This is a genomic window from Bacillus sp. MSP13 (genome assembly GCF_000815295.1).
Lineage (GTDB): Bacteria > Bacillota > Bacilli > Bacillales > Bacillaceae > Bacillus > Bacillus vallismortis.
This window is the reverse complement of the sequence record NZ_JXAQ01000007.1, coordinates 66,511-87,206: the sequence shown is the minus strand read 5'-3', so window position 1 is coordinate 87,206 and position 20,696 is coordinate 66,511. Positions and strand designations below refer to the sequence as shown.

Genomic DNA, 20,696 nt, shown 5'->3' with positions numbered 1-20,696 from the left:
CTGTCCTATGAATGCAATATCACTGGCGGTTGATCAATTTGTGGCAGTCTTGACGATTCACAATCCGCCGGCAAATGCGCTTTCCAGCCGGATATTAGAAGAGCTGTCCTCCTGTCTAGATCAATGTGAGACAGATGCAGGCGTACGAAGCATGATCATTCACGGTGAGGGAAGATTTTTCTCAGCCGGCGCTGATATTAAAGAATTTACATCGCTTAAAGGCAATGAGGATTCCTCACTGCTGGCTGAGCGCGGCCAGCAGCTGATGGAAAGAGTTGAAGGCTTCCCTAAACCGATTATCGCGGCGATTCACGGTGCTGCACTTGGAGGCGGACTTGAGCTGGCGATGGCGTGTCATATCAGAATCGCCGCTGAAGATGCCAAGCTGGGGCTCCCTGAGCTTAACCTCGGTATCATTCCGGGTTTTGCGGGAACGCAGCGTCTCCCGAGATATATCGGGATAGCCAAGGCATTAGAGCTCATTGGATCTGGAGAACCGATATCCGGAAAAGAAGCGCTTGATCTCGGACTTGTTTCAATTGGAGCGAAGGATGAAGCAGAAGTGCTTGAAAAAGCAAAAGCGCTTGCCGCTAAGTTTGCAGAAAAAAGCCCGCAAACGCTGGCATCACTGCTTGAGCTTCTTTACTCAAACAAGGTGTATTCCTATGATGGCAGCTTAAAGCTTGAAGCAAAGCGGTTTGGTGAAGCATTTGAGTCAGAGGACGCCAAAGAAGGCATCCAGGCATTTCTCGAAAAAAGAAAGCCTCAGTTCAAGGGCGAATAAAAGGGGATATGATCATGAATCTATTTGTACTGATGAAACGGACGTTTGACACAGAAGAAAAAATCGTCATTGAAGCAGGAAAGGTTCAGAACGACGGAGCGGAATGGATCATTAATCCATACGACGAGTACGCGATAGAAGAAGCCATCCAGCTGAAGGAAAAGCACGGCGGCACGATTACCGCCGTCACTGTCGGCGGTGAAGAAGCGGAAAAGGAATTGCGTACGGCGCTTGCCATGGGATGTGACCAAGCCGTTTTAATCAACATAGAAGATGATCTCGAGGAACCCGACCCATATTCTATATCTCAAATTTTATACCACTATATGAAGGATCAGGAGTTTGATTTGATTCTCGGCGGAAATGTTGCCATTGACGGAGGGTCAGGACAAGTCGCCCCTCGGCTTGCCGAGCTGCTGGATATTCCGTGCATCACGACGATCACCAAACTCGAAATCAACGGCACTGATGCAGAAGCAGAAAGAGACGTTGAAGGGGATGTTGAGAAGATCAAAACGACGCTCCCATTGCTTGTCACAGCTCAGCAGGGTTTAAACGAACCGCGTTATCCATCGCTTCCGGGAATTATGAAGGCCAAGAAAAAACCGCTTGAAGAGCTGGAGCTAGATGATCTTAATCTTGACGAAGAGGATGCCGAACCAAAAGTGAAAACCATAGAGCGTTTTCTTCCGCCGAAAAAAGAAGCCGGGAAGCTTCTCCAAGGTGAGCCTGCCGAACAGGCAAAAGAGCTCGTCTCATTGCTCCGCAGCGAAGCTAAAGTCATGTAAAGCTTGGACATTCAAAGAAACAGGGGGATGTTAGAATGGGAAAAAAAGTGATCGTACTTGGAGAAATTCGCGATGGGGAATTGCGGAATGTCACCTTTGAAGCATTAGCTGCAGGAAGAACCATCTCAGGTGATGGAGAAGTCATCGGTGTTTTGATCGGAGAAAATGCTCAAAGCCTTGCACAGGAGCTTATCCATTACGGAGCCGATAAAGTTCTCACAGCCGAGGGTCCGAAGCTGAAAGCATACACGGCAGACGGATACAGCCAGGTCATGAGGGCCATTATTGGCCAAGAAAAACCCGATTCAGTCATATGCGGGCACACAGCAATGGGCAAAGACCTATCACCGAAGCTCGCGGCTCGGCTGCAAACAGGCTTAATTTCTGATGCTACTGATGTAAGCGTTGCCGGAGAGAACGTCGTATTCACGCGGCCGATTTACTCGGGGAAAGCATTTGAACGCGTCATATCAACCGATCCGCTGATTTTTGCAACGATTCGCCCTAATAACATTCAAGCTTCAGAAAAAGACGCCGGCAGGTCAGGGAGTATCGAAAGCGTTGATGTTTCTATTACTGACCTCCGCACCGTTATCCAAGAGGTTGTGAAAAAAACAGCGGAAGGCGTTGATCTATCTGAAGCCAAAATGATTATTGCGGGCGGCCGCGGAGTCAAAAGCAAGGAAGGATTTCAGCCGCTGGAGGAGCTTGCCGAAGTGCTCGGAGCCGCAGTTGGGGCTTCTCGCGGGGCGTGCGATGCTGATTATTGCGATTACGCTCTCCAGATCGGGCAGACCGGGAAAGTCGTCACCCCGGATTTATACATCGCCTGCGGCATTTCCGGCGCCATCCAGCATTTAGCCGGGATGTCAAACAGCAAGATCATTGTCGCCATTAATAAGGATCCCGAAGCCGATATTTTTAAAATAGCGGATTATGGCATCGTAGGCGATTTATTTGAAGTGGTTCCGTTATTAACTGAGGAATTCAAACAATTAAATATACACTCGTAAAGGAAACCCCGAACTGCTGAAGTTCGGGGTTTTTGTATGTTTAAATATATACGTACAAATAGATAAGTAACAAAAAATATTATTGACATGTACGAACATATATAATATCGTTACTTTAAAAGCGCTTACATTCATGCGGACTCCTCAGGCGATAGACAGATCACATATTTGACTGTGGTGCTTTTCATATTCGTATGAAAGGAATGATCAGGCATGTCTAAACATCAAGCAGTGATCCAGACAGATATTGTAAAAGGAACGATTAACAAAAATATATACGGTCATTTTGCGGAGCATTTAGGAAGAGGGATTTATGAGGGGATTTGGGTCGGAACAGACTCCAGCATTCCCAATATAAACGGAATACGAAAGGATGTGCTGGAAGCGCTTAAGCAGCTTCATATTCCTGTCCTCAGATGGCCTGGCGGGTGTTTTGCAGACGAATATCATTGGGCAAACGGTGTCGGAGACCGAAAGACGATGCTTAACACGCACTGGGGCGGAACAGTTGAATCAAATGAATTCGGAACGCATGAATTTATGATGCTTTGCGAGCTGCTTGAATGCGAGCCTTATATCTGCGGCAATGTCGGAAGCGGAACGGTTCAGGAAATGGCGGAATGGATCGAATATATGACGTTTAAAGAAGGCACTCCAATGTCAGACTGGAGAAAACAAAATGGAAGAGAGGAGCCTTGGAAGCTGAAATATTTCGGGGTGGGCAATGAAAACTGGGGCTGCGGCGGAAACATGCACCCTGAATACTATGCTGATCTGTACCGGCGTTTTCAAACCTATGTGCGAAATTACAGCGACAATGAAATCTATAAAATTGCTGGCGGCGCAAATGTAGATGACTTTAACTGGACGGACGTGCTTATGAAAAAAGCCGCCGGCCTGATGGACGGATTAAGCCTTCATTATTACACGATTCCGGGTGATTTCTGGAAAGGCAAAGGGTCAGCGACAGAATTCACAGAGGATGAATGGTTCATTACAATGAAAAAGGCTAAATATATCGACGAATTGATTCAAAAACACGGCACAATTATGGACCGGTATGATCCGGAGCAGCGGGTCGGCCTGATTATTGACGAATGGGGCACATGGTTTGATCCTGAGCCGGGCACGAACCCTGGTTTCCTTTATCAGCAAAATACCATTCGCGATGCACTGGTGGCGGCTTCTCACTTCCACATTTTCCACCAGCATTGCCGCCGGGTGCAAATGACCAACATCGCCCAAACGGTAAACGTTCTTCAAGCCATGATTTTGACTGAGGGAGAGCGGATGCTTTTGACACCGACGTACCATGTATTTGATATGTTTAAGGTACACCAGGATGCTTCTCTTTTAGACACTGAAACAACGTCTGCTGACTATGAATGGAAGGGAGAAACGCTGCCGCAAATCAGTGTTTCAGCCTCGAAACATGCAAAAGGCGATATCAATATTACGATTTGCAACATCGACCATCAAAACAAAGCGGAGGCCGAGATTGAGCTGAGAGGTGGTGACAAGACTGCCGACCATTCCGGAGTCATTCTCACGGCAGAAAAAATGAATGCCCATAACACGTTTGACGATCCTCATCACGTCAAACCGGAATCTTTCAGCCAATACACGCTCAACAAAAACAAACTGAAAGTAAAACTCCCGCCTATGTCAGTTGTCTTACTCACGCTGCGGGCTGATTCTTAACCAAGCGAGAGCGCCGGAGCTTCATGACGGCGCTCTTTTTCATGTTTGAAAATTGCTCCGGGAGGGCATGGTAAAGTACATGACAGTAAAGAGGAGTGTTATTCTATGCTTCGTACCATTCTCATGATTATCGGGGCAATTGTAGTGATCGGAGCCATTATCAGATTTGTGTTTTAATGAAAAAAGACATATCCCATTCCACCAAGACAAAAATGAGTAAACCGATTGCGATCAGGAGAAAATAGTTTCTAAGCATTAAAATAGCGTGAACGAATGGGAGATGCTATACTAAATATCATCATTCACAATTGGAGGAATTCAATAATGGCTATCGTAAAAGCAACTGATCAATCTTTCTCAGCTGAAACAAGCGAAGGCGTCGTACTGGCTGATTTCTGGGCTCCTTGGTGCGGACCTTGTAAAATGATTGCACCTGTTCTTGAAGAACTGGATCAAGAAATGGGAGACAAACTCAAAATCGTAAAAATCGATGTGGATGAAAACCAAGAAACAGCCGGAAAATACGGCGTTATGAGCATCCCGACACTTCTTGTGTTAAAAGACGGAGAAGTTGTTGAAACTTCTGTCGGCTTCAAACCGAAAGAAGCGCTTCAAGAGCTTGTAAACAAACATCTTTAATTTACGGCTGCTTACATGCCAGAGCGATTCCGATTGAGGGATCGCTTTTTTTATTCGCCAATTGTGAATCGTAGAGAAAAACAAACGTTCGTGTTAAACTGGAAATAAAGGACTAAATATAAGGAAGGGTAACAGATGAACAAACAACTGAAAGAAAAACTCGCCCTCCTTCCTGATCAGCCCGGGTGTTATCTCATGAAGGACCGGCAGCAGACTGTGATCTACGTAGGAAAAGCTAAAGTGCTGAAAAACAGAGTGCGCTCCTACTTCACCGGTTCTCACGATGCGAAAACCCAAAGGCTTGTGACGGAAATCGAGGATTTTGAATATATCGTGACGTCCTCCAACCTTGAAGCGCTTATTTTAGAAATGAACTTGATCAAAAAGCATGATCCGAAATACAACGTCATGCTGAAAGACGACAAAACCTATCCTTTCATAAAACTTACCCATGAACGCCATCCAAGGCTGATTGTCACCCGCAATGTCAAAAAAGACAAGGGGCGCTATTTCGGGCCGTACCCGAATGTACAGGCTGCAAGGGAAACAAAAAAACTGCTAGACCGGCTGTATCCTCTCAGAAAATGCTCCAAGCTGCCCGACAGAGTATGCCTTTACTATCATTTGGGCCAATGTCTTGCTCCGTGCGTAAAGGACATTTCCGAAGAGACAAACAGAGAGCTGGTTGAGAGCATTACCCGTTTCTTAAAGGGCGGCTATAATGATGTCAAAAAAGAGCTTGAAGAGAAGATGCAGGAAGCTGCGGAGAATCTTGAGTTTGAACGGGCAAAAGAGCTTCGCGACCAAATCGCCCATATTGAATCAACGATGGAAAAACAAAAAATGACGATGAACGATTTAGTCGACCGTGACGTATTCGCGTACGCTTATGATAAGGGCTGGATGTGTGTACAGGTCTTTTTCATCCGCCAAGGAAAGCTTATTGAACGGGATGTCAGCATGTTTCCGCTCTATCAGGAAGCTGATGATGAGTTCCTTACGTTCATCGGGCAGTTTTATTCAAAAAACAACCATTTCCTTCCAAAGGAAATTTTAGTTCCGGACAGCGTAGATCAATCGATGATTGAGCAGCTGCTGGAAACAAACGTCCACCAGCCGAAAAAAGGCCCGAAAAAAGAACTGCTTATGCTGGCTCATAAAAACGCGAAAATCGCGCTGAAAGAAAAATTCTCTTTAATTGAACGGGACGAGGAGCGTTCAATCGGGGCTGTGCAGAAACTCGGTGAAGCCTTGAATATTTATACTCCGCACAGAATTGAAGCGTTTGATAATTCAAACATACAGGGGACAAACCCGGTTTCCGCGATGATCGTATTTATCGACGGCAAACCGAACAAAAGGGAATATCGCAAATATAAAATTAAAACCGTTACAGGGCCGGATGATTACGGTTCAATGAGAGAGGTCGTCAGAAGACGTTATTCGAGAGTGCTTCGTGAAAACCTGCCGCTGCCCGATCTGATCATCATTGACGGAGGAAAAGGGCAAATCAACGCTGCAAGGGATGTCATTGAAAATGAGCTAGGTTTGGATATTCCCATCGCCGGCTTAGCAAAAGACGAAAAACACAGAACCTCAAATTTACTCATCGGGGAACCGCTGGAGGCGGTATATCTGGAACGAAACAGCCAGGAATTTTACCTCCTGCAGCGCATCCAGGACGAGGTGCACCGATTCGCGATCAGCTTTCACCGGCAAATCCGCGGAAAAAGCGCGTTTCAATCCGTCTTGGACGACATCCCGGGCATCGGAGAGAAAAGAAAGAAAATGCTGTTAAAGCATTTCGGTTCGGTTAAAAAAATGAAGGAAGCAAGCCTTGAGGACCTCAAAAAAGCGGGTGTTCCGGCAGCGGCGGCTCAGCTCCTTTACGACAAATTGCAAAAATAGTGTTGTCCTTTTAAAAAAAACCTGATAAAATGTGAACTAATTTCATAGTTAGATCGTGTTATATGGTGAAGATAGAGGTGCGAACTTCAAAAGTAAGCCTTTGGAGAAAGATGGATTCTGGGAAAAAGGCTGAAAGGGGAGCGTCGCCGAAGCAAATAAAACCCCATCGGTATTATTTGCTGGCCGTGCATTGAATAAATGTAAGGCTGTCAAGAAATCATTTTCTTGGAGGGCTATCTCGTTGTTCATAATCATTTATGATGATTAATTGATAAGCAATGAGAGCAAATTCCTCTCATTGCTTTTTTTATTGTGGACAAAGCGCTCTTTCTCCTCACCCGCACGAACCAAAATGTAAAGGGTGGTCATTCATGGGTCTTATCGTACAAAAATTCGGAGGTACTTCCGTCGGCTCAGTCGAAAAAATTCAAAATGCGGCAAACCGCGCAATTGCAGAAAAACAGAAAGGCCATCAAGTCGTCGTAGTCGTTTCAGCTATGGGGAAATCCACTGACGTATTGGTCAGCCTTGCAAAAGACATCACTGGCCAGCCGAGCAAACGCGAAATGGACATGCTGCTGGCGACAGGCGAACAGGTCACGATTTCCCTGCTTTCAATGGCACTGCATGAAAAAGGCTATGACGCGGTGTCCTATACTGGCTGGCAGGCGGGAATCCGCACGGAATCCGTACACGGAAACGCCAGAATTACAGATATCGACACTTCTGTTTTAACAGAACAGCTTGAGCAAGGAAAGATTGTGATTGTCGCGGGATTCCAAGGCATGGCGGACGATTGTGAAATCACAACATTGGGCCGTGGCGGTTCAGACACAACAGCAGTCGCTTTGGCTGCCGCATTAAAAGCGGATAAATGTGACATATACACAGATGTGCCCGGCGTATTTACAACCGATCCGCGCTATGTGAAATCAGCGAGAAAGCTTGCCGGAATCTCATACGATGAAATGCTTGAACTTGCCAATTTAGGCGCCGGCGTTCTTCATCCGAGAGCCGTTGAATTTGCGAAAAATTACGAAGTGCCGTTAGAAGTACGTTCAAGTACAGAAACAGAAGCGGGAACATTAATTGAGGAGGAATCATCCATGGAGCAAAATTTAATTGTCAGAGGCATTGCGTTCGAAGACCAAATCACAAGGGTAACCATTTACGGGCTGACTGGCGGCCTGACAACCTTGTCTACAATATTTACAACACTTGCCAAAAGAAACATTAACGTTGATATCATTATCCAAACGCAAGCCGGAGACAATCAAACCGGAATTTCCTTCTCTGTCAAAACAGAAGACGCAAACCAAGCCGTTGCAGTGCTTGAAGAGTATAAGGGCGCGCTTGAATTCGCGAAAATCGAGACAGAAAGCAAATTGGCCAAAGTATCCATCGTCGGATCCGGCATGGTCTCAAACCCTGGTGTAGCGGCAGAAATGTTTGCTGTACTGGCGGAAAAAAACATATTCATCAAAATGGTCAGCACATCTGAAATCAAAGTGTCAACAGTTGTAAGCGAAAATGACATGGTGAAAGCGGTCGAAGCGCTGCACGATGCATTTGAGCTTTCAAAACACCCTTCAGCTGTGTAACGACAATCAAAAAGGCGGGACTATTGAAGTCACCGCCTTTTTGATTACACTGGATCTTTCAAATCCCATTTCACAGTCAGAACCACTTTATCGGCTCTCTTTTTCACTTGTTCATATGATTCGGCAATCTGCTCATTCAACAATTGAATTTGTTCAGCAATAAAACCAGCTTCCAACTGAAAACATGGTTCTTTCTGATGTTTAAGCCGGTTGGAAATGATCGGCCCTTCAAGTTCAAATTCAAGCTCCTGTTTTTTTGCGCTTACGTTCGTGAGGGTTCCCCAGCCCGCTTCTTCAAAGAAAGCCGGAAATTGCTCCCATGATTCAAGAGGAAACTTACGGGCGAGATGTTTCCCTGCCCAATACATCATGGAAGAGTAATCTTGGCCAAGCATATCTGGGAGAACGATCTCTCGTATTAGTTCGTAGGCGTAGGCGTTCATTTCGATTTCTTTTAAATGATCAATAGATGCTTCAAATTTAGACTTCATATCTGTCTCCCCTCTCCTTCGTATATTATAGCCCAAAGAGGGGGAGGTATTACAGAATGATCCTGTAATTCTTATGAAATTTTAAGGGAGAAATATATACTGATAAAATAAAATTTTTGAATCAACTAATTAATTCGGAAAATTGTAATTTATGTACGCGTTTTCTTGACGCCCTTTTGAGGGAGGAGTAAAATGAAATTGTCAATAAATCTTAATAAAGTGCTTACAATTGAAAGAAGTGGGGGAAGAGATTTAGCATATTTCGCACTTATCAAACAGGGGGTAAAGTAATGTCTGGGAACAGAGAGTTTTATTTTCGAAGATTGCATTCCTTGCTTGGCGTCATACCGGTCGGCATCTTTCTCATTCAGCATTTAGTCGTCAACCAGTTTGCTGCAAGGGGCGCTGAAGCATTCAATAATGCTGCGCATTTTATGGATAGTCTGCCTTTCAGGTATGCTTTGGAAATTTTTATTATCTTCTTACCATTAATTTATCATGCAATTTATGGTGTGTACATAGCGTTTACTGCGAAAAATAATGCAGGTCAATACAGCTATATGAGAAATTGGCTCTTTGTCCTGCAGCGTGTAACCGGTATCATCACCCTCATTTTCGTCAGCTGGCATGTGTGGGAAACCCGTATAGCAGCGCAACTGGGCGCTGAGGTCAACTTTGACATGATGGCGAATATCTTGAGCTCTCCGGCTATGCTTGGCTTCTACATTGTCGGTGTCTTATCAACGATTTTCCACTTCTCGAACGGTTTATGGTCGTTCGCTGTTACATGGGGCATCACGGTAACGCCTCGTTCTCAAAGAATTTCGACTTACGTTACGCTGATTATTTTTGTTGCACTGTCTTACGTAGGCTTAAAAGCGATTTTTGCATTTGTATAAGAGTACTAGATTACTAGAGGGAGAGGGGCTATCATGAGTCAATCAAGCATTATCGTAGTCGGCGGGGGTCTTGCCGGCCTCATGGCGACAATTAAAGCAGCGGAATCAGGAATGGCGGTTAAGCTTTTTTCCATCGTTCCTGTCAAACGTTCTCATTCGGTTTGCGCGCAAGGCGGCATAAATGGAGCAGTCAATACAAAAGGGGAAGGCGACTCTCCATGGGAGCATTTTGATGACACTGTGTACGGGGGAGACTTTCTTGCGAACCAGCCGCCGGTCAAAGCGATGTGTGACGCGGCGCCTTCTATCATCCACTTATTAGACCGGATGGGCGTCATGTTTAACCGGACACCTGAAGGCCTGCTTGACTTCCGCCGATTCGGAGGCACACAGCACCACAGAACCGCTTATGCGGGTGCGACAACGGGGCAGCAGCTGCTTTACGCACTGGACGAGCAAGTGCGCAGGTACGAAGTTGCGGGTCTGGTTACAAAATACGAAGGCTGGGAATTCCTTGGCGCAGTATTAGATGACGACAAAACCTGCCGCGGAATTGTAGCGCAAAACCTGACAAACATGCAAATTGAATCCTTCCGTTCAGACGCTGTTATTATGGCGACGGGCGGACCGGGAATCATTTTTGGCAAATCGACGAACTCCATGATTAATACAGGATCTGCAGCTTCGATCGTTTATCAGCAGGGAGCGTATTATGCAAACGGAGAATTCATTCAAATCCACCCGACAGCCATACCGGGCGATGACAAACTAAGACTGATGAGTGAATCGGCGCGCGGTGAAGGCGGACGCGTGTGGACATATAAAGACGGAAAGCCATGGTACTTCCTGGAAGAGAAATACCCGGCATACGGGAATCTGGTGCCGCGTGATATTGCGACACGCGAAATATTTGATGTGTGTGTCAACCAGAAACTCGGCATTAACGGCGAAAACATGGTGTATCTCGATCTTTCTCATAAAGATCCGAAAGAGCTTGACATTAAGCTAGGCGGCATCATTGAGATTTATGAGAAATTCATGGGAGACGACCCGCGTAAGCTTCCAATGAAAATCTTCCCGGCGGTTCATTACTCAATGGGTGGATTATGGGTGGATTACAATCAAATGACAAACATCCCGGGACTGTTTGCGGCCGGAGAATGTGATTACTCTATGCACGGCGGCAACCGCTTGGGAGCGAACTCCCTGCTCTCCGCGATTTACGGAGGAATGGTGGCCGGACCGAATGCGGTGAAATATGTAAACGGCTTAGAATCTTCAGCAGAAGACATGTCTTCCTCTTTATTCGACGCTCACGTCAAAAAAGAAGAAGAAAAATGGGCTGAGATTATGAGTATGGACGGGACAGAAAATGCCTATGTTCTTCACAAAGAGCTTGGTGAGTGGATGACGGCGAACGTCACGGTTGTCCGCCATAACGACAAGCTATTGAAAACGGATGACAAAATTCAGGAATTGATGGAGCGGTTTAAAAAGATTAACATCAATGATACGACAAAATGGAGCAACCAAGGGGCGATGTTCACACGCCAGCTCTCGAACATGCTTCAGCTTGCGAGAGTGGTTACCCTTGGCGCTTACAACCGCAATGAAAGCAGGGGCGCCCATTATAAACCGGATTATCCTGAACGTAATGATGATGAATGGCTCAAAACAACAATAGCTAAACATGTAAGCCCGTATGAAGCGCCGGAATTTGAATATCGGGATGTCGATGTCTCACTGATAACGCCTCGGAAACGGGATTACTCGAAGAAGAAGGTGGCGAAATAATCATGAGTGAACAAAAAACGATACGATTTATTATCACACGGCAAGATACAACCGACAGCACGCCTTACGATGAAGAATTTGAGGTGCCATACCGCCCAAACCTTAATGTCATTTCCGCACTGATGGAAATTCGCCGGAATCCGGTTAATGTGAAAGGTGAAAAGACAACCCCTGTCACATGGGATATGAACTGTCTTGAAGAAGTATGCGGCGCATGTTCAATGGTCATAAACGGAAAACCCCGCCAATCTTGTACGGCGCTTATCGACCAGCTTGAACAGCCGATCCGCTTAAAACCGATGAAAACTTTCCCGGTCGTGCGTGATTTGCAGGTTGACCGGAGCAGAATGTTTGATTCATTGAAAAAAGTAAAAGCCTGGATACCGATTGACGGTACGTATGATTTGGGACCGGGGCCGAGAATGCCGGAAAAACGCCGTCAATGGGCATATGAATTATCAAAATGCATGACGTGCGGCGTCTGCCTCGAAGCCTGCCCGAATGTGAACAGCAAATCGAAGTTCATGGGGCCGGCACCGATGTCTCAAGTCCGCCTGTTTAACGCCCATCCGACAGGCGCCATGAATAAATCTGACCGATTAGAAGCACTGATGGATGACGGCGGCCTTGCAGATTGCGGAAACTCGCAAAACTGCGTTCAGTCCTGTCCGAAAGGCATCCCGCTCACCACTTCGATTGCAGCCTTAAACAGAGATACAAACTTACAAGCGTTCCGCAATTTCTTCGGAAGCGACAAAGTATAAGAAGAAAAAACCTCTTCCGCATGGGAGAGGTTTTTTAACCATAAGGAGATGAGTAAAGATGAAGATTCCGGCTTATATTGATATGCCGTTTCAAGAATGGAAAACGTCCTTTTCTTTTTTTATCAAGTATCGGTGCGATTTTCCGAGACGGACATGTTTGGACACATGAATAATGTGACACCTTTTATATACTTTGAGGAGGCGCGGATTTCTTATTTTAAAAAGCTGAATATGATGAATGAAAACAAACAGACCATTACGGTCGTGGCAAGCCAGCAATGCGATTATCTGCGCCAAGTCATGCCTTATGAAGAGCTCCGCATCTACGTGAAAACAAGCGGAGTCGGCAGCTCATCCCTTACCTTGCATTATCTCGGAGAGAACGTCAAAGGCGAACCGTGCTTTACCGGAGCCGTTGTGATGGTCCAAGTCTCAAAGGAAAGCGGCAGGGCTGTCAGCTGGACAGATGAGGAGAAAGAAACGCTGCTCCCTGCACCATAAACTAATTCTCTTGTAAACGTCACCTCCCGTGCCCTTCTTACATAAGATATCTTGACTATATCAAAACCCATTCGTTTCTGATTCGCTCTCACCTTAGCAAGGAGGGTTACAATACTTGAAGGAGAAAGAATTTCAATCGAAGCCGCTGCTAACGAAAAGAGAAAGAGAAGTATTCGAATTGCTCGTTCAAGATAAGACAACAAAGGAGATTGCAAGCGAGCTATTTATCAGTGAGAAAACCGTTCGAAACCATATTTCAAATGCCATGCAGAAATTGGGTGTGAAAGGGCGTTCGCAAGCCGTTGTTGAGCTTCTTAGAATGGGTGAACTAGAGCTTTAATCCTTGCCGGTATTCCTTCTTTCAGGAAGGAGCCGGTTATTCCTGTTTGATCGGCACGTTCTCAAACCATGTTTGGCTTGCTATGCAAAAAGTTGGATGGCAACGGATAGAGCAATACATGTTTCTGTTTGGTGTTGTTTGCCTAAAGTCCTCCATTTCTCTCGCGGAGTCTTGCATTTTCTTCAAAAAAGAAGGAAAATAGACACGGAACGCTTTTGTGCGTAAGAGATCCTTGAGTGAGGGATGGACAAATGACATCAAAACATTTGGAGCATGTTGCGGATATAGAAAAATCACTCCGCCACATTGCCGCGATCATTAAGCAAAAAGGACGAGAAATCCTTAACCAATATGCGATTACGCCGCCGCAATTTGTCGGCCTGCAATGGCTTTATGAATTGGGAGATATGACAATCGGCGAACTGTCGGGTAAAATGTATCTGGCATGCAGCACGACAACGGACTTAATCGACCGCATGCAGAAAAATGACCTTGTCGAGCGGGTCAAGGACCCGGCGGACAGACGTGTCGTCCGGATACATCTGCTGCCAGAAGGAGAGCGGATTATCCAAGAGGTCATTACAAAAAGGCAGGAATACCTGCGTGATAGGTTCGAAACGTTTACAGATGAAGAAGTAGCCATCTTCGAAAAATCATTGATGAAACTGCAGCATGAAATGAAGAGAAAATGAGGCGATTTTGTTGGAGCAACCAATAGGAGTCATTGATTCCGGGGTTGGCGGTTTAACCGTTGCAAAGGAAATCATGAGACAGCTACCAAAAGAAAATATTATCTACGTCGGGGATACGAAACGGTGTCCGTACGGGCCGCGTCCTGAAGAAGAAGTGCTTCAATATACGTGGGAGCTGACGAATTATCTACTTGAAAACCACCATATTAAAATGCTCGTGATCGCCTGTAACACAGCAACAGCGATCGCATTGGAAGACATCCGGCGCAGCGTCGGCATCCCTGTGGTCGGAGTCATTCAGCCGGGTGCGAGAGCAGCGATAAAAATGACGGAAAATCAGCATATCGGTGTCATTGGCACGGAAAATACGATGAAGAGCAACGCGTACGAAGAGGCGCTTTTGGCATTAAATCCTGATCTGAAGGTTGAGAACCTTGCCTGTCCGCTCCTTGTGCCTTTTGTGGAAAGCGGGAAGTTTCTTGACAAAACAGCAGACGAGATTGTCAAAACATCGCTGTATCCGTTAAAAGACACATCGATTGATTCGCTGATTTTAGGCTGCACCCACTATCCTATTTTAAAAGATTCCATTCAGAGATATATGGGAGAGCACGTAAATATGATTTCGTCCGGCGATGAAACAGCCCGGGAAGTCAGCACAATTCTTTCATATAAAGGGCTGCTGAACCAGTCTTCGGTTGTCCCGAATCATCAGTTCCTGACAACCGGAGCGCATGATCAGTTTGCGAAAATCGCAGACGACTGGTTTGGCCATGGGGTGGGCCATGTGGAATGCATCTCACTGCAAGAACCGATTAGAAAATAGCTTTGACCCGCAACGTCTTGTTGCGGTTTTTTTTCTGTTTTGCCGGAATTCTTCGGTCTATTTCCAAATAAGGCTCGTATACATAATAGTACAAACAGCCTTAGGAGGGAAAAGTATGCTGAAAAAAGGACCTGCAGTCATTGGTGCCACTTGTCTCACCTCTGCCCTGCTTTTATCCGGATGCGGTTTGTTTCAATCTGATAAGGCAGCCGAGGAAATTGATCCGCCTCAAGACGTTACATACGTGAACGATGAAGCGGTGGCCGATTCAAATACAACAGCAGCCGAAAAAACAGAAAGTGAAAAAAACGATACCGCCAAAGCGGATCAAGCCTCATCTACAGTCATGAGGGAGCTTTATCTCATTGATAAAAACGGGTACGTTGTTGCGCAAACGCTGCCTCTTCCGAAAAGTGAAGGCACGGCCAAGCAGGCGCTTGAATACCTCGTTCAGGGCGGGCCGGTGTCAGAAATGCTTCCGAATGGCTTCAGAGCCGTATTGCCGGCTGACACAACTGTTAACGTTGACATCAAAAAAGACGGTACAGCAATAGCGGATTTCTCTAATGAATTTAAAAATTATAAGAAAGAAGACGAGCAGAAAATTGTTCAATCCGTGACGTGGACGCTAACGCAATTCAGCTCGATAGATAAAGTAAAGCTGAGAATAAACGGCCATGAACTGAAGGAGATGCCTGTAGGAGGCACGCCAATCTCAGATGATTTAAGCCGTAAAGACGGAATTAATATGGAAACATCAGGCGTAAATGATCTCACCGCAACACATCCGCTCACCGTTTATTATTTGGCGGAAAACGAAGACAGTGAGTATTACGTGCCGGTGACAAAACGGATCGACAATTCGAAAAAAGACGACATCACAGCAGCAATCAATGAATTGGCTAAAGGCCCTAGCAAGGTGAGCGGGCTGTTAACAGATTTCAGTGATGACGTAAAGTTGGTCAGCAAACCGAAAATCAAAGACGGACGCGTGACGTTAGATTTCAATCAATCCATATTCGGCAGCGCGGATGAAAAGACAAAAATGATTTCTTCAGAAGTGCTGAACAGCATTGTGCTGACGTTAACAGAACAGCCGGATGTAAAGAGCGTTTCCGTCAAAGTAAACGGGAAATCAGAGCTTGTCAATGAAAAAGGCGAAAAGCTCACAGAACCGGTCTCCAGACCTTCTCAAGTGAATACGGGTAGTTTTTAAATTGAAATTTTTGATATACTAGAAAGAAAGAGGTTAGCGTTCCGGCTGCCTCTTTCTTTATTCAATTCCGGGACAAAAATGGTTTATGTACATACAATCGGAGGTAAAACATGAGACATGACGGAAGACAACATGATGAGCTGCGCCCAATCACATTTGATGTGGATTTTATCAGCCATCCGGAAGGTTCTGTTCTAATAACAGCGGGAAATACAAAAGTAATCTGCAATGCGTCTGTGGAAGATCGCGTGCCGCCGTTTTTGCGGGGCGGAGGAAAAGGATGGATTACAGCTGAATACAGCATGCTGCCGCGGGCAACAAACCAAAGAACGATCAGAGAATCTTCGAAGGGGAAAGTTTCCGGCAGAACAATGGAAATCCAGCGCCTGATCGGCCGCGCGCTTCGGGCAGTCGTAGATTTAGAAAAGCTCGGTGAACGGACGATTTGGATTGACTGTGATGTCATTCAGGCTGATGGCGGAACAAGAACCGCTTCTATTACAGGCGCATTTCTTGCTATGGCAATTGCGATTGGCAAGCTGCTCAAAGCGGGAACAATCAAGGCGAACCCGATCACTGATTTTCTTGCAGCGATCTCTGTCGGAATTGATAAGGAACAGGGGATTTTGTTAGATTTAAATTATGAAGAAGATTCATCCGCTAAAGTGGACATGAATGTCATTATGACAGGCAGCGGCCGTTTTGTTGAGCTGCAGGGAACCGGAGAAGAGGCGACGTTTTCACGGGATGATCTAAACGGTCTTCTCGGTCTTGCAGAAAAAGGCATTCAGGAACTGATTGATAAACAAAAAGAAGTGTTAGGTGATTCTCTGCCAGATTTGAAATAATGATAGAAAGGCTTGATCATCATGAAAGAGGCAATCATTGCGACACATAATCCGGGAAAAGTGAAAGAATTCAAAGAAATCCTTGAACCAAAAGGCTATGATGTCAAATCGTTAGCTGACATCGGATACACAGAGGAGATCGAGGAAACAGGCCATACGTTTGAAGAGAATGCCGTTTTGAAAGCGGAAGCTGTTGCAAAAGCAGTGAATAAAATGGTGATTGCGGATGACTCCGGCCTGTCAATCGATAATCTTGGCGGCAGCCCCGGCGTTTACTCCGCGCGCTATGCAGGGGAACAGAAAGACGACCAGGCAAATATCGTTAAAGTGCTCGGCGAACTGAAAGGAATTGAAAAAGAACAGCGTACGGCCCGTTTTCGCTGCGCGCTGGCTGTGAGTATCCCCGGTGAAGAAACAAAAACAGTCGAAGGCCATGTGGAAGGGTATATTGCTGAAGAGCCGAGAGGAGAATACGGCTTTGGCTATGACCCAATCTTTATCGTGAAAGATAAAGATAAGACAATGGCTGAACTGACAAGTGATGAAAAAAATAAAATCAGCCATAGGGCTGACGCGCTTAAAAAGCTGTCGAAGCTTTTAGAGGCATAAGGAGGAAGCTTGTACATGAACGTGCTGATTATCAGTGACAGCCATGGGCTTGAAGAAGAACTCCAAACCATCGCGAAACGGCATGAAGCGGAAGTAGATCTCATGATTCATTGCGGAGACTCTGAACTCGAAACCGGGCATCCGGCATTGGATCCTTATAAGGTTGTAAAAGGCAATTGCGATTTTGCGGGCGATTTTAAGGACGAGCTTCTTTTGAATGCCGGTTCAAAAAAAATACTGGTCACACACGGCCATCTTCACGGTATAAAACAGACCTTGTTAAACGTATACTATCGGGCAGAGGAGCTCGGAGCGGATATGATCTGTTTCGGGCATTCGCACATCGCGGGAAGCGAAGTGCTGCGCGGAAAGCTGATGATTAATCCCGGCAGCATCCGCCTTCCAAGGGTGCGCAGGACAGAAAGCTATGCTATACTGACTTTAGAAAATGATGCCGCAACAGTGCGTTTTTACGACCAAGCAGGCCATGAAATTGAGGATCTGCACAACCGTGTCACACTATGAAAATGTCATGAGGAAGAAAATTTTCTTCCTCATGAAAAAAATTCAAAAAAACCGTTGACTTATTGTTGCATCCCATATATAATAAATCTTGTCGCTGATAGTTAAAGCGAAAAACGAAATAACAAAACATGTCCCAGTAGCTCAGCTGGATAGAGCAACGGCCTTCTAAGCCGTCGGTCGGGAGTTCGAATCTCTCCTGGGACGTACCAAAAAGAAAAACCTCAAATCCTTAAAGGATTTGAGGTTTTTTGTTGTAGGTTAATGATTATTTGTTATTCAACGTATCATCATCCAAGCCATCAACTTTTCCGTCTTTGTTCATGCGAGGCTCTTCTTTTTTCACCGTTTCAGAAATATGCTCATTCTCTTTGACAGTTCGTTTTCCGACAACCACTTCATCAGTGACAACCGGTTTCTTAGTCACTTCCAGCTTTTCCTCAACGATTGGCACTCTGATCTCTTCCGAATCATTGACGGGAGAAGAGTCCGCTGTATTTTCATCCACTGGGCGGCGTTCAACATAAATTTCATCGTGTCTCACCGGGATGTCCATATCTCTTTGTTCTGTTTTCACTTCTTTTCCGATCTCTACTTCTCCAGTTTGAACATCTTCCTTATTGACTTTCAGCTGCTCTTCCCGCAGCGGCATTGTTTTTTCTTCTTTCGTTGTATAATCCGCCATTTCATTTGTGCTTGAAAGGCCGCCTGAAAGAGTATTGCCGTTATCAATAGGCGGATTGACTTCTGCGTCTGTATCAACAGCCACAAGGAGTTTCCCGTCATCCAGATCCTCTTGATACTTGTCTATTTCGCCAGTCATAATATCCAAATCTGATAATGTCTTGCTGTGTGCGGCAGTATCATCCATTGTAAAATAATCTTTCAGTTTATCAAAAAATGAATCGGATTCATCCTTATGTGAATCGATGGCCTGATTGACTTCTGTTCCAGTACGTGACTCAAGATCATCTGTATCTCGGCGGCTTGTCACAACTGAAATATCGTCAGAATCAAAACCTTTTGTTAATAAGCCTTCAATCGCTGCAATGGTTTCCTGCGGAGTTTCGTATACGCCAACTATGCTTTTCATATCAATCTCCTCCTTTATCAATGTTAGATTTTATCGTTCATGTCGTTTTTAATTCCCGTTGAACTTTGAAATAAACAAAATGAAAAGCATCCGAGTTTTTCAGAACAAACCTTTTATTATATGAATTTCCTGAAAAATGAATATTTCGGAAAGAATATGAAAAAAAACATAGTCTTGCCGATATTTGTTATGTGAAACAATTAAATAAAGGGAGTGTTTTCTTTTGAAAAAATGGTTCATAGTTTTTTTCTTATTCGTTATGACGCTGTTTCAATCGCTTCAAACAGTTAGCGCGGAAACAGTTGAATGGAAAGAAAGAGCAGATTTGCCTGAGCCGCGTGTCGGCGCAAGCAGTGGTGTGGTAGATGGAAAGATATATGTGATAGGTGGCGGGACAGTAAAACCAGGTACTTATGGGAATCAAACGTTTGTCTACGATCCTAAAACAAATGAATGGACAAGAAAAGCCGACATGCCCACAGCTAGGGGAGGAGCTGCGACTGTTACAGTTGACGGTAAAATTTATGTCATGGGTGGAATGTCAAACGATGGAGTTGTAAAGACAGTTGAAGTATATGATCCAAAAAAAGATACGTGGGAAAAATTAGATGATCTTCCTTTTGAAAGAAAGGTTCCAGCCTATCAAATATATGCTGAAGTTATAGGAAAGAAAATTTACGTGGTAGGCTTCGCAAATAGGGTTGATGGCACCACTTACAGTTATGATCTCGGAACAAAGAAATGGGAGAAAAAACAGACATTAAAAAATTATGATGTAACTGGAGCTTCTACAGCAGTAATTGATAATAAACTATATTTACTTGGCGGAACGCATTATATTCCTCAAATCGTTTATGTTTATGATCCAGAAAAAGATACGTGGGTAAAAAATGGTGCCGGATTCACAGCAGGGTATTATTCTGCTCTTGCTTACAAAGGGAAAATTCTGATGACTGGAGGTGTAAACCGAATTAAGGTGTACGATCCTAAAAGTCAATCAGCTACAGCAGTGACAAATTCGAAAGCACTATACAGAATGGCGCATTCTTCTGCCATTATTGATGATACGCTTTACGTCATCGGTGGAAGGGAAGAGACATCAAGTTTTGTTGGTGGATATGCAAATTCTAAAATTAAATCAGTCATATCTATTTCGTTAAAGGATTTAAACATACCATACGATTCGGAGGAAATTCCAGGAGATAAGGATAAAGGGTCAACGACACCTTCTGAAGGCGATTCGGGAGATAAGGATAAAGGATCAACGACACCTTCTGAGGACAATTCGGAAGATAAAGATAAAGGATCAACAACACCTTCTGAGGATAACTCGGCAGAAGACGGAGACGCTCTCCTTGTTGTCACCATGGTAAACGGTTTGCAAAAAGAATATCAGCTTTCTATGAAAGAAGTAAATGGATTCCTCAAATGGTATAAACAGCGTGATGCTGGAGAGGGACCGGGGTTTTATGAAATAGATGAGCATGACAACAACAAAGGGCCTTTTGAAAGTAAAAAGGATTATGTTGTGTTTAAAAACATCTTGATGTATGAAGTGAATAAATATAAATAAAATCATACAGAAACCATCCAGTGCAATGCCGGATGGTTTTGTTGACTAACTCTATTAAATTTTAACAGGAAAAACTGATGAAATTTATATAAGA

20 protein-coding genes, 1 tRNA gene, 1 pseudogene and 1 riboswitch are annotated in these 20,696 nt (G+C 44.8%); of the genes and pseudogenes, 20 read left to right on the top strand and 2 right to left on the bottom strand.

Annotated features, from left to right (window positions below; all coding sequences use genetic code 11):
- Nucleotides 1-7: 7 nt before the first annotated feature.
- From SC79_RS08550 to SC79_RS08520, 7 genes are all read left to right on the top strand, one after another.
- Nucleotides 8-784, top strand: a complete 777-nt coding sequence (locus SC79_RS08550) for an enoyl-CoA hydratase (protein WP_039074692.1) — start codon at nucleotides 8-10, stop codon at nucleotides 782-784.
- 14 nt (nucleotides 785-798) lie between these two features.
- Nucleotides 799-1,572 (top strand): electron transfer flavoprotein subunit beta, encoded by a 774-nt coding sequence (etfB, locus tag SC79_RS08545; protein ID WP_039074691.1) that lies wholly within the window; start codon nucleotides 799-801, stop codon nucleotides 1,570-1,572.
- A gap of 35 nt (nucleotides 1,573-1,607) precedes the next feature.
- A complete protein-coding gene (locus tag SC79_RS08540; RefSeq protein ID WP_039074690.1) occupies nucleotides 1,608-2,585 on the top strand; it encodes an electron transfer flavoprotein subunit alpha/FixB family protein in 978 nt (325 codons plus the stop codon).
- Between the two features lie 213 nt (nucleotides 2,586-2,798).
- On the top strand, nucleotides 2,799-4,286 hold the full coding sequence (gene abfB / locus SC79_RS08535; RefSeq protein WP_039074689.1) for an alpha-L-arabinofuranosidase AbfB: 1,488 nt from the start codon (nucleotides 2,799-2,801) through the stop codon (nucleotides 4,284-4,286).
- Between the two features lie 324 nt (nucleotides 4,287-4,610).
- On the top strand, nucleotides 4,611-4,925 hold the full coding sequence (gene trxA, locus SC79_RS08530; protein ID WP_003222500.1) for a thioredoxin: 315 nt from the start codon (nucleotides 4,611-4,613) through the stop codon (nucleotides 4,923-4,925).
- A 135-nt stretch (nucleotides 4,926-5,060) separates the two neighbouring features.
- Nucleotides 5,061-6,833 (top strand): excinuclease ABC subunit UvrC, encoded by a 1,773-nt coding sequence (uvrC, locus tag SC79_RS08525; protein ID WP_039074688.1) that lies wholly within the window; start codon nucleotides 5,061-5,063, stop codon nucleotides 6,831-6,833.
- Between the two features lie 64 nt (nucleotides 6,834-6,897).
- Nucleotides 6,898-7,077: riboswitch (Lysine riboswitch) on the top strand.
- A gap of 127 nt (nucleotides 7,078-7,204) precedes the next feature.
- Nucleotides 7,205-8,434 carry an aspartate kinase gene (locus SC79_RS08520; protein ID WP_039074687.1) on the top strand — a complete coding sequence of 410 codons (1,230 nt, stop codon included), beginning with the start codon at nucleotides 7,205-7,207 and terminating at the stop codon, nucleotides 8,432-8,434.
- A 44-nt stretch (nucleotides 8,435-8,478) separates the two neighbouring features.
- On the opposite strand, the gene SC79_RS08515 is transcribed toward SC79_RS08520, so the two are convergent.
- Nucleotides 8,479-8,925 (bottom strand): YslB family protein, encoded by a 447-nt coding sequence (locus SC79_RS08515; protein WP_010329750.1) that lies wholly within the window; start codon nucleotides 8,923-8,925, stop codon nucleotides 8,479-8,481.
- Between the two features lie 290 nt (nucleotides 8,926-9,215).
- On the opposite strand from SC79_RS08515, the gene sdhC reads away from it, so the two are divergent.
- The 12 genes and pseudogenes from sdhC to SC79_RS08455 all read left to right on the top strand — a co-directional run bounded on the left by sdhC (nucleotide 9,216) and on the right by SC79_RS08455 (nucleotide 18,143).
- Entirely contained in the window at nucleotides 9,216-9,824 is a 609-nt protein-coding gene (gene sdhC, locus SC79_RS08510) for a succinate dehydrogenase cytochrome B558 (protein WP_039074686.1), read from the top strand.
- 33 nt (nucleotides 9,825-9,857) lie between these two features.
- Nucleotides 9,858-11,618, top strand: a complete 1,761-nt coding sequence (gene sdhA / locus SC79_RS08505; RefSeq protein ID WP_039074685.1) for a succinate dehydrogenase flavoprotein subunit — start codon at nucleotides 9,858-9,860, stop codon at nucleotides 11,616-11,618.
- A 2-nt stretch (nucleotides 11,619-11,620) separates the two neighbouring features.
- Nucleotides 11,621-12,382 (top strand): succinate dehydrogenase iron-sulfur subunit, encoded by a 762-nt coding sequence (sdhB, locus tag SC79_RS08500; RefSeq protein ID WP_039074684.1) that lies wholly within the window; start codon nucleotides 11,621-11,623, stop codon nucleotides 12,380-12,382.
- Between the two features lie 58 nt (nucleotides 12,383-12,440).
- Nucleotides 12,441-12,883: pseudogene (locus SC79_RS08495) on the top strand (acyl-CoA thioesterase).
- 115 nt (nucleotides 12,884-12,998) lie between these two features.
- Complete coding sequence (gerE, locus tag SC79_RS08490) at nucleotides 12,999-13,223, top strand: spore germination transcription factor GerE (protein WP_003184172.1); 225 nt, start codon at nucleotides 12,999-13,001, stop codon at nucleotides 13,221-13,223.
- Nucleotides 13,224-13,474: 251 nt separating this feature from the next.
- The gene (locus tag SC79_RS08485) at nucleotides 13,475-13,915 is read left to right on the top strand and encodes a MarR family winged helix-turn-helix transcriptional regulator (RefSeq protein WP_039074683.1); all 441 of its coding nucleotides are present in this window, start codon (nucleotides 13,475-13,477) and stop codon (nucleotides 13,913-13,915) included.
- A gap of 7 nt (nucleotides 13,916-13,922) precedes the next feature.
- Nucleotides 13,923-14,741 carry a glutamate racemase gene (racE, locus tag SC79_RS08480; protein WP_082022617.1) on the top strand — a complete coding sequence of 273 codons (819 nt, stop codon included), beginning with the start codon at nucleotides 13,923-13,925 and terminating at the stop codon, nucleotides 14,739-14,741.
- A 115-nt stretch (nucleotides 14,742-14,856) separates the two neighbouring features.
- Complete coding sequence (gene gerM / locus SC79_RS08475; protein WP_039074681.1) at nucleotides 14,857-15,957, top strand: spore germination protein GerM; 1,101 nt, start codon at nucleotides 14,857-14,859, stop codon at nucleotides 15,955-15,957.
- 110 nt (nucleotides 15,958-16,067) lie between these two features.
- Complete coding sequence (gene rph / locus SC79_RS08470) at nucleotides 16,068-16,805, top strand: ribonuclease PH (protein WP_039074680.1); 738 nt, start codon at nucleotides 16,068-16,070, stop codon at nucleotides 16,803-16,805.
- A 12-nt stretch (nucleotides 16,806-16,817) separates the two neighbouring features.
- Nucleotides 16,818-17,414: an XTP/dITP diphosphatase gene (locus tag SC79_RS08465; RefSeq protein ID WP_082022615.1), complete on the top strand. Its 597-nt coding sequence runs from the start codon at nucleotides 16,818-16,820 to the stop codon at nucleotides 17,412-17,414.
- Between the two features lie 15 nt (nucleotides 17,415-17,429).
- Nucleotides 17,430-17,939, top strand: a complete 510-nt coding sequence (locus SC79_RS08460; RefSeq protein ID WP_039074679.1) for a YfcE family phosphodiesterase — start codon at nucleotides 17,430-17,432, stop codon at nucleotides 17,937-17,939.
- 130 nt (nucleotides 17,940-18,069) lie between these two features.
- Nucleotides 18,070-18,143: transfer RNA gene (locus tag SC79_RS08455), tRNA-Arg, on the top strand.
- A gap of 61 nt (nucleotides 18,144-18,204) precedes the next feature.
- On the opposite strand, the gene SC79_RS08450 is transcribed toward SC79_RS08455, so the two are convergent.
- Nucleotides 18,205-19,029 (bottom strand): YsnF/AvaK domain-containing protein, encoded by an 825-nt coding sequence (locus tag SC79_RS08450; RefSeq protein ID WP_039074678.1) that lies wholly within the window; start codon nucleotides 19,027-19,029, stop codon nucleotides 18,205-18,207.
- A gap of 223 nt (nucleotides 19,030-19,252) precedes the next feature.
- Between SC79_RS08450 and SC79_RS08445 the strand changes: the two genes are divergently transcribed.
- Complete coding sequence (locus SC79_RS08445; protein ID WP_039074677.1) at nucleotides 19,253-20,602, top strand: Kelch repeat-containing protein; 1,350 nt, start codon at nucleotides 19,253-19,255, stop codon at nucleotides 20,600-20,602.
- Nucleotides 20,603-20,696 lie beyond the last annotated feature (94 nt).

Coding starts and splice junctions, on each gene's coding strand:
- SC79_RS08450 (WP_039074678.1), bottom strand. CDS start 19,029: ATGAAAAGCATAGTTGGCGTATACGAAACTCCGCAGGAAACCATTGCA.
- SC79_RS08550 (WP_039074692.1), top strand. CDS start 8: ATGAATGCAATATCACTGGCGGTTGATCAATTTGTGGCAGTCTTGACG.
- SC79_RS08485 (WP_039074683.1), top strand. CDS start 13,475: ATGACATCAAAACATTTGGAGCATGTTGCGGATATAGAAAAATCACTC.
- SC79_RS08460 (WP_039074679.1), top strand. CDS start 17,430: ATGAACGTGCTGATTATCAGTGACAGCCATGGGCTTGAAGAAGAACTC.
- rph (WP_039074680.1), top strand. CDS start 16,068: ATGAGACATGACGGAAGACAACATGATGAGCTGCGCCCAATCACATTT.
- sdhB (WP_039074684.1), top strand. CDS start 11,621: ATGAGTGAACAAAAAACGATACGATTTATTATCACACGGCAAGATACA.
- sdhC (WP_039074686.1), top strand. CDS start 9,216: ATGTCTGGGAACAGAGAGTTTTATTTTCGAAGATTGCATTCCTTGCTT.
- SC79_RS08515 (WP_010329750.1), bottom strand. CDS start 8,925: ATGAAGTCTAAATTTGAAGCATCTATTGATCATTTAAAAGAAATCGAA.
- abfB (WP_039074689.1), top strand. CDS start 2,799: ATGTCTAAACATCAAGCAGTGATCCAGACAGATATTGTAAAAGGAACG.
- etfB (WP_039074691.1), top strand. CDS start 799: ATGAATCTATTTGTACTGATGAAACGGACGTTTGACACAGAAGAAAAA.
- trxA (WP_003222500.1), top strand. CDS start 4,611: ATGGCTATCGTAAAAGCAACTGATCAATCTTTCTCAGCTGAAACAAGC.
- sdhA (WP_039074685.1), top strand. CDS start 9,858: ATGAGTCAATCAAGCATTATCGTAGTCGGCGGGGGTCTTGCCGGCCTC.
- SC79_RS08540 (WP_039074690.1), top strand. CDS start 1,608: ATGGGAAAAAAAGTGATCGTACTTGGAGAAATTCGCGATGGGGAATTG.
- uvrC (WP_039074688.1), top strand. CDS start 5,061: ATGAACAAACAACTGAAAGAAAAACTCGCCCTCCTTCCTGATCAGCCC.
- SC79_RS08520 (WP_039074687.1), top strand. CDS start 7,205: ATGGGTCTTATCGTACAAAAATTCGGAGGTACTTCCGTCGGCTCAGTC.
- gerM (WP_039074681.1), top strand. CDS start 14,857: ATGCTGAAAAAAGGACCTGCAGTCATTGGTGCCACTTGTCTCACCTCT.